This window comes from Aeromonas sp. 130281, from assembly GCF_056642115.1.
Genome location: NZ_JBWVQS010000001.1, coordinates 342,618 through 354,664 on the forward strand (window position 1 = coordinate 342,618; position 12,047 = coordinate 354,664).

The window sequence follows — 12,047 nt, forward strand, 5'->3', positions numbered from 1 at the left end:
CAACAAGGTGCATAGATGCACCTTGTTCTCTCACCCCAAGCAAGCTAGTGCGTCGTCTTCAGATACTGGAGTTCGCCGTACCAGTAGCTGGCGGTGGTGCCGCCATCGATTAGGAAGTCGGTTCCCGTCATGAAGCGCCCTTTGTGACTCATCAAGAACTCCCCCAGCTCCCCAACCTCGTCAGGCGTGCCCGCCCGGCCTGCGGGACACAGGCCCAACATGGTCCTGTACCCGTCGCCACGGGGTCCTTTCAGTTCATCGTTGGCCAGCGGCGTGATGATGATGCCTGGGCTGATCGAATTGATAGTGGCTCCACGCTTGCCCCAGGCCGTCGCCTCATACATGACCCGCAACACATTGCAGCGCTTGGAGTATTGGTAGGCTTTAAGGGTATCGTCGATGCCTTGTATCAACGGGAGTGACAACAGCGCCTCCGTGGGTGTCATGGCAAGTTGTTCGCTCTCCTCGGGGGGAATGTTGCCGAGCCTGTGACCCGATTGGGACGAGATGACAATTCCTGATCCCCCTTCACCGATGACCTTGCCGAACTCTTCCAGCAAGACCGCAGTGCCATACAGGTCAACCTTGAGGATGGTTTCAACGCTGGCTTGGGAAGGGGAGACACCGGCCGCATTGATCAGTTGCATGACGGTGCCATGGCTCTGGGCGTGTTGCACCAGCTCGATGATCGACGCCCGTGACGACAGGTCCACGACCAGCACGCTGGTGTCAAAACCGGCCTCTTCCAGGGTCTTGGCCGCTGCCTCTGCATTTTTCTGGCTGATGTCCGCCAGTACCACATGCTTGCCTGCCCCTACCCGCCTTGCAATGGCTTGGCCAATGGACCCGGCCCCAACCAGCACAACCACTTCTTTTTTAGCCATGATATTGCCTCTCTCATTCCATCCCCCATCAGTGGGAGAAGATTGACTCTCATTGATACAAGGTTATCCGATGAACACAGTGGGCTATACACCAGCGAGGATATCTAACGCCCCACGAGCCCCCTCCTCCACGACGCTCGCGATCGCCACCAAAAGGTCCTTTTTGGGGATGACGGCCCCTTATCAGGGCGCCATCACCAGGCGCACCCCTATGCTGATCCCGCGATAGTCAGGGTCATAACTACGCCTGAACCCTGAACGCCAACTGGTCGCACTCTGGTGCCAACTGCCGCCACGCACCACCCGCTGCGTGCCGGTTGCAGGCCCTTGTGGATCCGCATTCGGGCTGTGGGCGTAGTAGTCCTCTGCATACCAATCCTCTACCCACTCCCACACATTGCCGTGTATGTCGTACAAGCCCCAAGGGTTGGGTCTCTTGCTGCCTACTGGGTGAGTACCACCACTGATGAAATTCTCACCAAACCAGGCGTACCCCCCTAGCTGGCGCATATCGTCACCAAACGAATAAGCCGTCTTCGTGCCGGCACGCGCGGCATACTCCCATTCGGCTTCGGTAGGCAACCGGTAACGCTTGCGGCCCTCCATCACGTTCAAGCGATCAATGAAGGCCTGTACATCCAACCAGGATGCTGTGACAGGATGATCGGGTTGGCGGATACGGTCCGCCATACCGGGCAAGTGATAGAAGGAATTGGACCGACTCTTCTCATCGAAGGGACTGCTACCCATCACCGTTTCCCACTGGGCTTGGGTCACTTCAAAACGGCCAAGCCAGAAGGGTTTAGTCAGAGTCACCTCATGGGCGGGCATCTCGCTACGAATCGCCTCAGGATCGCCTGCAGATGCTCCCATGGTGAAGCTGCCTGCCGGAATATAGACAAATGTCATGCCCAGTTTGTTTTGGCTGACATCCCCAGCCTCTGCAGCACGGGTGCTGACAGACAAACAGGATGCAGCCAGGGCCAACACGGGCAGCAGACGGCCAGCCTGTGACCTGAGTGACGGGGTGTGAAGGTTATCCATAGATGTCATCTCCCGGGACAGGCTCTGCCAATGCCGAGCCTGTTTCTCCTGTTGCTGATGTAAATAGGTCGATAGTTCATCGCACCGGCTCGGGTTGCGACATCGGCTCGCAAGATGCCTCGGGCTCGGTGCGTCGCCACAGTGCAAAGACGAGGCAGCCCACTCCCCCGACAGCCACTATCCAGCCCATGGTCCAGGGGGTGCCATCGGTGCACCAGCCGAGCAGGGCCGCGCTGAACACCCCGCTGCCGTAGTGCATGGCACCGACCAGGGAAGAGGCCGCGCCCGCCTGCTTCGGGAAGAGCGCCAGGGCGCTGGCCACCGAGTTGGCGACGATGAAGCCACTGACCGACATGTAGCAGAAGATGGGCACGGCCAACCCGGCAACCCCACCCAATCCCCACCAGGCATCGAGGGCCAACCAGAGAGCGGAGGCGGCGGCAGCCCAGGCACCGTAGCGAAACAGACGCTCGGGCCCCCACTTCGCCACCAGGCGCGTGTTGACGAAATTCAGCACCATCAACCCAAGGATATTGGCGCCAAAGAGCAGGCCATAGGCCTGCGCCGACACCTGGTAGTAATCGACGTAGGCAAACGGGGTTCCGGCGATAAAGGCATAGCAACCGCCGTAGTAAAAGCCGCCGGCGAGGGCATAGCGCAGCAAGCGCCCGTCCATCGCCAGGGCGACATAGTCTTTCATTGTCACGGCCAGAGACGCCTGGCTTCGGCTCGCCGGTGCCAGGGTTTCGGGCAGGTAGCGCATGGCGATCAGGGCCACGACCCCCATGATGGCCAGCACCCAGAAGATCCCTCGCCAGGACCAGTACAGCAGCAGTTGTCCCCCGAGCAACGGCCCGAGCAGAGGCGCGACCGCCATCATCAGGATCAGGGTCGACAGCATCTGGGCCGCCCGCTCCCTGGCATAGAGATCACGGACCATGGCCCTGGCCAGCACGGGGCCGGCGCAGGCCCCCAGGGCCTGAATGATGCGCCACACCAGCATCTGAGGGGCGGTCTCGGCCAGGGCACAGCCCACCGAGCCCAGGATGAAGAGCCCGATACCGAGCATGATGGGCAAGCGCCGGCCATAGCGATCGCTCGCCGGCCCCCAGAACAGCTGCCCCAGGCTGAAACCGATCAGAAAGGTCGAGATGGTCAGCTCGATCTGGGTCATGTCTGTGTTCAAGTCATGGACCAGCTGCGGCAACGCCGGCAAGTACATGTCGGTGGAAATGGAGGCAAACGACATCAAGGCGCTCAGGATGATCAGGATCCTGAGCTCCTGGGCATGAGCGCGTTCGGGCAGGCTACCTGGGTGTACCGGTCCGGCAGCGGGTTGACTGTTATTCCCCCGCATGCTCAATCCCGCCCTCCGGCGACGGCGGCGCGATAGTCACCCTCGCTCACCTGCTCAAGCCAGGTCACCACCTTGCCATCCTGCTGTTCTGCCAGCGCCAGGTGGGTCATGGGGGTATCTGGCGCCGCACCGTGCCAATGCTTCACCCCGGCCGGGATCCACACCAGGTCCCCTGGCCGGATTTCCCGGACAGGCGCTCCCGCCATCTGCACCCGCCCCACCCCACTGACCACGTAGAGGGTCTGGCCCAGGGGATGGGTATGCCAGGCGGTGCGTGCCCCCGGCGTGAAGCTGACCAGACCACCGGAGATGGCGGCGGGCGCCGTGCCCTGATAGCGCTGATCCACATAGACATCCCCGACGAAGAACTCGCTGGCACCCTGGGTTACAGGCACCTGCCCCGGGGAAAATACCTGTATCGTCTGCTCCTTTGCCTCGGCTTGGCCGAGCGCCATGGCGGCGGCGAGCGTGGTGGCGGATATTGGGTTCATTGTCGACTCCTGCGTTTTAAAAATGTGTCACTCGCGCCACCAGGCGCTGCCCTCGTGGGGGGCCAGCACGTTCAGGGGCTCCCCCATCATCGGGGTGGTCAATGGGATCTGCTGCTCGGCTGCCAGACGGACTATCTGCTCGAGGGGGTCATCCCACTGGTGCATGGCCAGATCGAAGGTACCGTTGTGCACTGGATAGAGCCACTGCCCGCGCAGATCGTGAAACGCCTGCGCCGTCTGCGCCGGCAACATGTGCACGTACTCCCAGCGCTTGTCGTAGGCCCCGGTCTCGAGGAAGGCCATGTCGAACGGGCCGTAGCGCCTGCCAATCTCCTTGAAGCCGTCGAAGTAGCCGCTGTCACCGCTGAAGAAGAGAGTGGCTCCCTCCCCGCGAATGACCCAGGAGGCCCACAGGGTCTGGTTGCCATCCCCAAGGCCACGGCCGGAGAAGTGCTGGGCCGGGGTGGCGATGAATTCGATGCCGCCGACCCGGATCTTCTGCCACCAATCCAGCTCCCTGACCTTGTGCTGGGGGACACCCCAGGCAACCAGGCGCGCCCCCACCCCGAGCGGCGTGATGAAGTGGCCGACCTTCTCTTGCAGCGCCAGGATGGCGTCATGATCGAGGTGATCGTAGTGATCGTGGGAGAGGATCACCGCCTCTATGGGGGGCAGCGCATCCAGGGTGATGGGCGGCGCGTGCCAGCGTTTTGGACCGAACCACTGCACCGGCGAGGCGCGCTCGCTGAACACCGGATCCGTCAGCCAGAACTTGCCCTGCAATTTGAACAGCAGACTGGAGTGGCCGAGGCGCCACACGTTGTTGTCCGGGGCGGCCATCAGCCCCTCCCGGGTCATGGCCTGCACCGGGATGGCGCTATCCGGCACTGTGCCCTCAGGCTTGGCGAACAGAAAATCCCACCAGAGCCGGACCCCTTCCCAGGTGCTGCGCTGCGGCAGTGCCACGACATTGCTGAACCGACCCCCCTGATACTGTGAAGAGTCAGGGTGCGCGGGCAGGCCCGGTTTCAATACATAGGAGATAATGCCTGCCATCACGGCTCCTGTTAGCAACCAGAGAGCGCGCCGGCCCCTGGGGACGGCGCGAGAGAGTACAGAGGGGTTCTGCATTCATGAGACTCCTGTTGAGGATCCTGCCTTAGCGACCCACGTTCTTCTGCAGGTGTGACGGATAGCGATCCCCCTCCACCTTGATCCCGGCCAGGGCATGCTGGATGTCTCCCAGATCGGTGGCGCTCAGTGCCACCCGGGCTGCGCCCAGGTTCTCCTCGAGCCGATGCAGCTTGGTGGTGCCGGGTATGGGGGCGATCCAGGGCTTTTGTGCCAGCAGCCAGGCGATCGCGATCTGGGCAGAGGTCACCCCCTTGCTGGCCGCAAGGTCGCTCAAGACCTCCACCAGATGCTGGTTGGCCTGGCGCGCCGCCTCGGCAAAACGTGGGACCTGGTTGCGAAAATCCGTGTCATCGAAACGGGTATCGGCCTTGATGGCCCCGGTCAGGAAGCCCTTGCCGAGGGGGCTGAACGGGACAAAGCCGATGCCCAGCTCCTCCAGCAGCGGCAGGATGGCCTGCTCCGGCTCGCGCCACCAGAGAGAGTATTCGCTCTGCAGCGCCGCCACCGGCTGCACGGCATGGGCGCGACGAATGGAGTCAACACCGGCCTCGGACAGACCGAAGTGGCGCACCTTGCCCTCCTGGATAAGGTCTCGCACTGTGCCAGCCACCTCTTCCATGGGGACATCGGGATCGACGCGGTGCTGATAGAAGAGATCGATCACATCGGTGTTGAGCCGGCGCAGGGAAGCCTCGGCCACGGCGCGGATATTCTCCGGCCGGCTGTCCAGCCCATCGGGCACCTTGCCGTTCTTGAAACCGAACTTGGTGGCGATCACCACCTTGTCCCGGAACGGGGCCAGCGCCTCCCCCAGCAGCAGTTCGTTATCGCCAGGGCCATAGGCCTCGGCGGTGTCGAAGAAGGTCACTCCCAGTTCATAGGCGCGGCGGATAAGGTTGATGGCCTGCCCCTTGTCCGTGGCCGGGCCATAGCCAAAGCTCAGCCCCATGCAGCCCAGACCGATGGCCGACACCGTCAGCCCGCTGTTACCCAAAGTACGTGTTTGCATGATGGATCCCTTTTCCTGGAAGGCGCTCTCCTGGGAAAGCGCCATGGTGTGGGTGCCTGGCACCCGCCTGGTGTGATGGTTGGCGACTCGCGGCTCGCTCCTGACGCCGGAGCGGGAGGCACCGCCACTCATATGGCATTGCGAAGGATGCTGGCCAGCACCTCCTGGGTGTAGGTCTCGGCCAGACCAAACCAGCGGGCGTTGCCCTTGAGGTTCTCCAGGATGGCGGGCAGGTCCGCCTCCGTGATGCCGAGCTGGGAGAGGCGGGTCGGCGTGCCAATCTTGTCGAACCATGTCTCCAGGGCGGCAATGCCTTCCTCGGCGGTTTTCAAGCCGAACAACTGCTGGGCGAAGCGCTCGAACTGAGCCGGATTCTGGCCCTGGTACCACTTCATCCAGGCGGGCATCACCACCGACAGGCCGGCGCCATGGGGCACATTGAACAGGGCGGAGAGCGCGTGTTCGATCATGTGGTTGGGGTAACCAAAGCCCGACGTCCCCGCATAGGTCAGGCCGTTCAATGCCAGGGTCGCCGCCCAGGCGAACTCGGCGCGGGCGTGGTAATTTTCGGGGGCTGCCAGCAACTGCTCCGTGGTCTCCAGCACGGTGGCGATGACGGACTCCACCAGGCGGGACTGGATTGTCGGCTGCACCTTGGCGGTGAAGTAGCCCTCGATGGAGTGGGCTATGATGTCCGCCGCCGAGTAGACCAGATAGTCCCGGGAGACCGTCTGCATCAGCGCCGGATTGACGATGGAGACTTTCGGGAAGGTGTGCACCGAGTTGATGGCGAACTTCTCTTTGGTGTCATCGTTGGTCACCACGGCGCCGCTGTTCATCTCGCTGCCGGTGGCAGCCAGGGTCAGGATGGCAAACACCGGCAGCGCCGCCTCGATCTGCCCCTTGCCGACGAACAGATCCCAGACATCCCCCTGATAGAGGCTGCCTGCGGCAATGGCCTTGGCGCTGTCGAGCACGGAGCCACCGCCGACGCTCAGGATGGCGTCGACCCCCTGCTCCCGTGCCAGGGCGATGGCATCACGCACCTTGGAGATGAGCGGGTTGCTGACGATGCCGCCGCACTCCACGAACGGGATCCCCTGCTCGCCCAGGCTGGCGCTCACGGTAGCAAAGAGGCCATCGCCCTTGATGCGATCGCTGCCATAGGCCAGCAGCACCTTCTTGATGCCGTGCTGGGCCAGGATCTCGCCGATGAGGCGCTCCTTGCCGGTGCCAAACTCGATCCGGGTCGGGTTGTAAAAGCTGAAATTGTCCATCTTGCTCGTCTCGCTGTCTGGGGGCATGCCGGGTGGCATCTCGATGGACTGAACTATAAATGGGCAACAAACATCGAACTAGACGGCAAATGGATGAATCAGTTACAACTAAATGATGTAAATCGACGAGAAAGAGCATGATCAGCGAATTGAGATCCATCACCACCTTCGTGCGCACGGTGGAACTCGGCAGCCTCAGCAAGGCCGCCGAGGCTCAGCAGATCTCCCCTCAGGCCGCCAGCAAGGCACTGAGGCAATTGGAGACCTATCTCGGGGTGAGGTTGTTCCATCGCACCACCCGCAGCATGTCGCTGACCGAAGAGGGCCAGCGCTTCCTGGAGGCAGCCCAACCCGCCCTGCTCGGCCTGCAGCAGGCGCTGTCGGCCGCGAGGCAGACCCGGGAGGCATTCGCCGGCCCGCTGCGGATCGTGGGGCCCCGCTCGGTCGCGCAGATGATCATAGGCCCAGTGCTGGACGAGTACTGCCGGCTCTACCCCGAGGTCCAGCCCGATGTGCAGCTCGATGACCGCATCGGCAACTGGGTGGAGGAGCGGGTCGATGTGGGTTTGCGTATCGGCCTCTCGCCGCAGGATGGGCTGATCGCACGCCGCCTGTTTCCCTTGCAGCTCATCATCTGCGCCTCCCCCACCTATCTGCGCAAACATGGGGTGCCGCACACGCTGCACGATCTGGGCGTGCACCGCTGCAGCGTGTTTCGTCATGCCGGCACCGGCCACCTTATTCCCTGGCATGTAAGGCTTGGTGAGAGCGTGCAGGATCATCTCGTTCGTCCGGCGATATCCACCAATGACGAGACGGTGGAGCTGGGCGCCGTGCTGGCGGGGGAAGTGATAGGTCAGATCGCCGGGCCGACGGCGGCGGCGCACATCCGGGCCGGCCGCCTAGTTCCCCTGCTGCTCGACCACATGACAGACATGTACAGCCTGTTTCTCTACTACGGCAGCCGTGCGGCCCAACCCGCCCGGGTACGTCGCTTCATCGATCTGGCGGTCGAGCGCCTCACCGACAGCCCGGAGTTCGTGCTCGGCGCCGAGGAGCTGCGCCTTGCCCATGCTCGGGGAGTCGGGGATGCAATGCCCGGATAAGGCGCGATAAGCCGGTGATCGAGCGGTCACCAAGACCGGAGTACCAGGCGACGACTGACTGACGAGGAGCCCTCCACGAAAGATAGGCGGGCTCACGGTGACGCAAGGGTGCCCCAGGATGTTTCCAGCATCAGCCCAAGGAGTCTGGTTGACTGACCCGGGCTTTACTTCGACGCCAATGACCACCTGGTCGTCGGCCAGGAGACGCCTGTTGAGCCTTCGAGATCCTTGACGCATACGCCGGGTGGCAGGGGGTTGGTGGGGTTGGTGGGTTGGTGGGTTGGCCAGTACGGTGGTCACTGGTGGCGACAGCTCATCGCACATCACAGGCCAAGGCAGACGGTGAACGCCCAGCGACTGAGCGGTCACCGTCACCTCGTTGTCGACCAGCATCCTACGTCGTCAAAGGGATGTGAGTGCCTCGTCCATCTTGCTCTGCAGCTGAGGCTGGGGGCTCGCCACGGGCTCAAGGATGGCATCCAGATGGCCACGCAACTCTTCAATAGCCCCTGCAACATCCGGCTGCTTCATCACATCGAAGCACGAGAAAGAGGGCAACACCTCTACGCCACAGAACCTGTAGTTGGCCGTGTTGCTGACGAAGACGTCATCCACCGTCTTGCCCTCGAACAACATCTGCCCAGCATCGCCAAATGCCGCCCTCGGCGCATTCCAGGTCAGCGACAGCATGTACTGCTTGCCATGCATCTTGCCGCCAGAGCCATATTGCTTGCGCGGATCCTCGCGCGTCCTGCCATCACCCGACAGGAAGCGCTGCTGGAACATGCCCGCGGTAAATACCTCATCGACATACTTCTTGTAGATCCACGGCATGCCGAACCAGAAGACCGGCGATTGTAGGATGATGATGTCTGCCCACAGATGCTTGTCGACCTCGTCCTGAACGTCGTAGCCCTGCTCTATATATGTCTCCTTCACCCCATAGCCGCGCGCCGCCATCTCTTGCCTGATGACGCCCGCCAGGGTGCTGTTCAGCTTGCCGCCGGAGATGCCTTCAAAAAACTGATGTGCGTTGATGATCAATACGTTTTTCATCGTCTTCTTTTCCTCAATAATCAATGGTCTGATGCGCCTTCTCACTTGCATGTTGGTTTCGGCGTCGTGGGGTCCATCACGCCGACAAGGGCGTCACGACACCTGAGGGAAAGAGGCCCGAGGGCATGGCAATCTTGCGGATTGGTTTGCATGGGTGCCTCCTTCACGGTGAAGGCAACTATAGGCGCCGTATTAGTGCAGAAAAATAGCTTAATCCTGCACACCATATGAAGTTATGCTTCAAGATATGAAACTCAATCAACTCGACGGCCTGATGGCCTTTTGGAAAGTCGCGGAGCATCGCGGCTTCACTGCCGCGTCTGCCGAACTGGAGGTATCGCCTTCGGCGCTGAGCCAGGCGATCAGGCAGCTGGAAGCGCGTCTCGGCGTACGCCTGCTCAATCGCACGACCCGCAGCGTGAGCCTGACGGAGGCTGGGGAGGACTATCTTGCCCGCATCGGCCCGGCACTCGGTCAGGTCATTGTGGCGGGTGAAGAGCTGAACGTCCTGCAGGGCGGACCCACCGGCACATTGCGCATCAATGCCGCACGCATTTCGACCTCAATGGTGTTGCAACCGCTGCTGGCAGGTTTCCTTCGTGAGCATCCGAACGTGAAACTTGAACTGACCAATGACGAAGGCTTCGTCGACATCGTCGAGCGGGGTTTCGATGCGGGCATTCGCATGGGAGAAGATCTGCACAAGGACATGGTCGCCCTTCCCCTTGGCGGCCCCATCACAGTCGCCATCGTCGCCTCTCCTGATTATCTCGCGCGCTTCCCCGCGCCCTGCCATCCGGACGACCTCGTGCAGCACAACTGCATCCGCTTCCGCTTCGCCGGAACAGGCGCGATCCACAAATGGGAGTTCAAGGTGAATGAGGAAATCGTCGAGTACGAGGTCAAGGGCAACCTGACCATTACGGACACCCTGTTCAGTACGGAGGCGGCACTGGAAGGCGTCGGGATCGCCTACACCTTTGAGCAGCTGGCCCTGCCACACATCAAGGCAAAGCGTCTGACGCGAGTCCTGGCACCCTTCTCGCCGACCTTTCCAGGCTTCTCTCTGTACTACCCCAGCCGGCATGATCAACCGTCCAAGTTGAAGGCATTCATCGAGTACGCGCGGCGGGCTCTCATCTGAGCAAGCCTGCTTTCTGCTGCTGAAGGTGCTCAATAGCGCTCGTTCGCCCTTGTTGCTCCTGCATAGTCGCTTGGGCCGGGATACACGAGTCGCCGAACCGGCAGATACCAGAGAGGAGCGGCCGCTTGCTCACAACAATCCAAACGCGCCCATCATTAGGGACGGAGGCTGGAACCATGGCAGAGATGACGGCTGGGTTTTACGCGAGCACGCGCACAGACAAAGAACTGGGCGAGCTTGTTATGGGCTGCCAGCCCATCCCGCGTGCCGAGCGGTTTATGGATGTCCGCCGGCAACGACAGCAGGCGTGCCGACCTTCGAAGGAAGCAAATGTCTTAGGGACCGATGTACCGGGAACTGAGGCAGCAACGCATTGCAGATGCGATCAGTCATCCACATAAAGTGGATTACCAAGAGCTCTGAAGGGGAGTTGGAAGGTAACTTATTGAATGGCTGAAACAGGTGGTGGCCCCACCAGCCACATCCCGGCACTCGAGTCCCCCGCCTTGGCTGCTACCTTCCGGTCCTGACCAGGTTGACGAGTTATCAATGCGAGAGGACCAATGGGACCACCGGCGAGGAGAATAGGCAAACTGGCCTGTCAATGCAATGGCTTTCTGCCAGGAGACGAACCGTTCGCCTTATTTTTCAACAATCTGCCGAATGGATCAGCTAAACAGCATGAATTTGGCGCCCACCAGCAGCATCAGCAGGGCGAACGCCTGCTTGAGCCGTTTGGGGGAGAGGCGATGGGCCAGCCTGGCGCCGACGCGGGCAAACTGGGTGCTGGTCAGCACTATGCCAAGCAGGGCCGGCAGATAGATGTAGCCGACACTCCACTCGGGCAGATCGGCGTGACCCCAGCCGGCATAGAGGTAGCTCAGGCTGCCCGCCAGGGCGATGGGCATGCTGCAGGCGGCGGAGGCCGCCACGGCGTTGCGCATGGGCACCGAGTTCCAGCTGAGATAAGGCACCGTCATGGAGCCCCCTCCTATGCCAAACAGCGCCGAGAGCCAGCCGATGATGGTGCCCGCGATGCCGGTGCCGACCGGCCCTGGCATGTGGCGCTCCGCCTTGGGCTTAAGGTTGAGCCCCATCTGCAGCGCCATGGTCCAGGCGAAGCAGCCGATGATGATGTTGAGGGTGCTGGCGCTGAGCTGACTGGCGGTCAGGCCGCCGAGCCAGGCGCCGATGAGCATGCCGGCCCCCAGGCGCCGTATCATAACCCAGTCGACCGCCCCTGCCTCCTGGTGGGCCCGCAGGGAGCTGAAGCCGGTGAAGATCATGGTGGGCAGTGAAGTACCGAGCGCGAGATGGGTAATGATCTCCGGGGCCACCCCCTGGGCATGAAAGCTCAGCACCAGCACAGGCACTATGATGAGCCCGCCGCCGATCCCGAACAGTCCCGCCAGCATGCCCGCGAAGGCTCCCAACACCAGATAACCCACAAACAGCATAAAAATTCCTTATATAGCTAAATGGCGGTCAACTTGACCGCCATTGCCCATAAAAAAAGAGATGGCGTTGCGCCATCTCGTTATTGTG

Annotated in this window: 11 protein-coding genes and 1 other RNA gene; 2 read left to right on the plus strand and 10 right to left on the minus strand. The window is 61.8% G+C overall.

All coding sequences use genetic code 11. The annotated features are described in order from the left end of the window. Positions 1-44 precede the first annotated feature (44 nt). The 7 genes from AC1IN8_RS01580 to AC1IN8_RS01610 all read right to left on the minus strand — a co-directional run bounded on the left by AC1IN8_RS01580 (position 45) and on the right by AC1IN8_RS01610 (position 7,196). On the minus strand, positions 45-884 hold the full coding sequence (locus tag AC1IN8_RS01580; RefSeq protein ID WP_319917494.1) for an SDR family oxidoreductase: 840 nt from the start codon (positions 882-884) through the stop codon (positions 45-47). 183 nt (positions 885-1,067) lie between these two features. After that, positions 1,068-1,928 (minus strand): formylglycine-generating enzyme family protein, encoded by an 861-nt coding sequence (locus tag AC1IN8_RS01585; RefSeq protein ID WP_052449175.1) that lies wholly within the window; start codon positions 1,926-1,928, stop codon positions 1,068-1,070. Between the two features lie 76 nt (positions 1,929-2,004). Then, entirely contained in the window at positions 2,005-3,285 is a 1,281-nt protein-coding gene (locus AC1IN8_RS01590; protein ID WP_479757816.1) for a Bcr/CflA family multidrug efflux MFS transporter, read from the minus strand. A 2-nt stretch (positions 3,286-3,287) separates the two neighbouring features. After that, a complete protein-coding gene (locus tag AC1IN8_RS01595) occupies positions 3,288-3,776 on the minus strand; it encodes a (R)-mandelonitrile lyase (RefSeq protein ID WP_043555751.1) in 489 nt (162 codons plus the stop codon). Between the two features lie 27 nt (positions 3,777-3,803). Further along, positions 3,804-4,832, minus strand: coding sequence for an MBL fold metallo-hydrolase (locus AC1IN8_RS01600; RefSeq protein ID WP_479757819.1), 1,029 nt, complete (start codon positions 4,830-4,832; stop codon positions 3,804-3,806). 103 nt (positions 4,833-4,935) lie between these two features. Beyond that, positions 4,936-5,919 carry an aldo/keto reductase gene (locus AC1IN8_RS01605; RefSeq protein WP_479757821.1) on the minus strand — a complete coding sequence of 328 codons (984 nt, stop codon included), beginning with the start codon at positions 5,917-5,919 and terminating at the stop codon, positions 4,936-4,938. 128 nt (positions 5,920-6,047) lie between these two features. Further along, positions 6,048-7,196 carry an iron-containing alcohol dehydrogenase gene (locus tag AC1IN8_RS01610; RefSeq protein ID WP_479757823.1) on the minus strand — a complete coding sequence of 383 codons (1,149 nt, stop codon included), beginning with the start codon at positions 7,194-7,196 and terminating at the stop codon, positions 6,048-6,050. Positions 7,197-7,333: 137 nt separating this feature from the next. Between AC1IN8_RS01610 and AC1IN8_RS01615 the strand changes: the two genes are divergently transcribed. Beyond that, positions 7,334-8,302, plus strand: a complete 969-nt coding sequence (locus tag AC1IN8_RS01615; protein WP_202045443.1) for a LysR family transcriptional regulator — start codon at positions 7,334-7,336, stop codon at positions 8,300-8,302. Between the two features lie 402 nt (positions 8,303-8,704). On the opposite strand, the gene AC1IN8_RS01620 is transcribed toward AC1IN8_RS01615, so the two are convergent. Then, the gene (locus AC1IN8_RS01620) at positions 8,705-9,358 is read right to left on the minus strand and encodes an NAD(P)H-dependent oxidoreductase (RefSeq protein ID WP_479757825.1); all 654 of its coding nucleotides are present in this window, start codon (positions 9,356-9,358) and stop codon (positions 8,705-8,707) included. Between the two features lie 247 nt (positions 9,359-9,605). On the opposite strand from AC1IN8_RS01620, the gene AC1IN8_RS01625 reads away from it, so the two are divergent. Next, positions 9,606-10,502, plus strand: coding sequence for a LysR family transcriptional regulator (locus AC1IN8_RS01625; protein ID WP_479757827.1), 897 nt, complete (start codon positions 9,606-9,608; stop codon positions 10,500-10,502). Between the two features lie 469 nt (positions 10,503-10,971). Here the strand turns inward: AC1IN8_RS01625 and ffs are convergent. Then, an RNA gene (gene ffs, locus AC1IN8_RS01630) (signal recognition particle sRNA small type) lies at positions 10,972-11,068 on the minus strand. 102 nt (positions 11,069-11,170) lie between these two features. Continuing rightward, entirely contained in the window at positions 11,171-11,959 is a 789-nt protein-coding gene (locus tag AC1IN8_RS01635) for a sulfite exporter TauE/SafE family protein (RefSeq protein WP_139439410.1), read from the minus strand. Positions 11,960-12,047 lie beyond the last annotated feature (88 nt).

Coding starts and splice junctions, on each gene's coding strand:
- AC1IN8_RS01595 (WP_043555751.1), bottom strand. CDS start 3,776: ATGAACCCAATATCCGCCACCACGCTCGCCGCCGCCATGGCGCTCGGC.
- AC1IN8_RS01600 (WP_479757819.1), bottom strand. CDS start 4,832: ATGGCAGGCATTATCTCCTATGTATTGAAACCGGGCCTGCCCGCGCAC.
- AC1IN8_RS01635 (WP_139439410.1), bottom strand. CDS start 11,959: ATGCTGTTTGTGGGTTATCTGGTGTTGGGAGCCTTCGCGGGCATGCTG.
- AC1IN8_RS01625 (WP_479757827.1), top strand. CDS start 9,606: ATGAAACTCAATCAACTCGACGGCCTGATGGCCTTTTGGAAAGTCGCG.
- AC1IN8_RS01580 (WP_319917494.1), bottom strand. CDS start 884: ATGGCTAAAAAAGAAGTGGTTGTGCTGGTTGGGGCCGGGTCCATTGGC.
- AC1IN8_RS01605 (WP_479757821.1), bottom strand. CDS start 5,919: ATGCAAACACGTACTTTGGGTAACAGCGGGCTGACGGTGTCGGCCATC.
- AC1IN8_RS01620 (WP_479757825.1), bottom strand. CDS start 9,358: ATGAAAAACGTATTGATCATCAACGCACATCAGTTTTTTGAAGGCATC.
- AC1IN8_RS01615 (WP_202045443.1), top strand. CDS start 7,334: ATGATCAGCGAATTGAGATCCATCACCACCTTCGTGCGCACGGTGGAA.
- AC1IN8_RS01610 (WP_479757823.1), bottom strand. CDS start 7,196: ATGGACAATTTCAGCTTTTACAACCCGACCCGGATCGAGTTTGGCACC.
- AC1IN8_RS01590 (WP_479757816.1), bottom strand. CDS start 3,285: ATGCGGGGGAATAACAGTCAACCCGCTGCCGGACCGGTACACCCAGGT.
- AC1IN8_RS01585 (WP_052449175.1), bottom strand. CDS start 1,928: ATGGATAACCTTCACACCCCGTCACTCAGGTCACAGGCTGGCCGTCTG.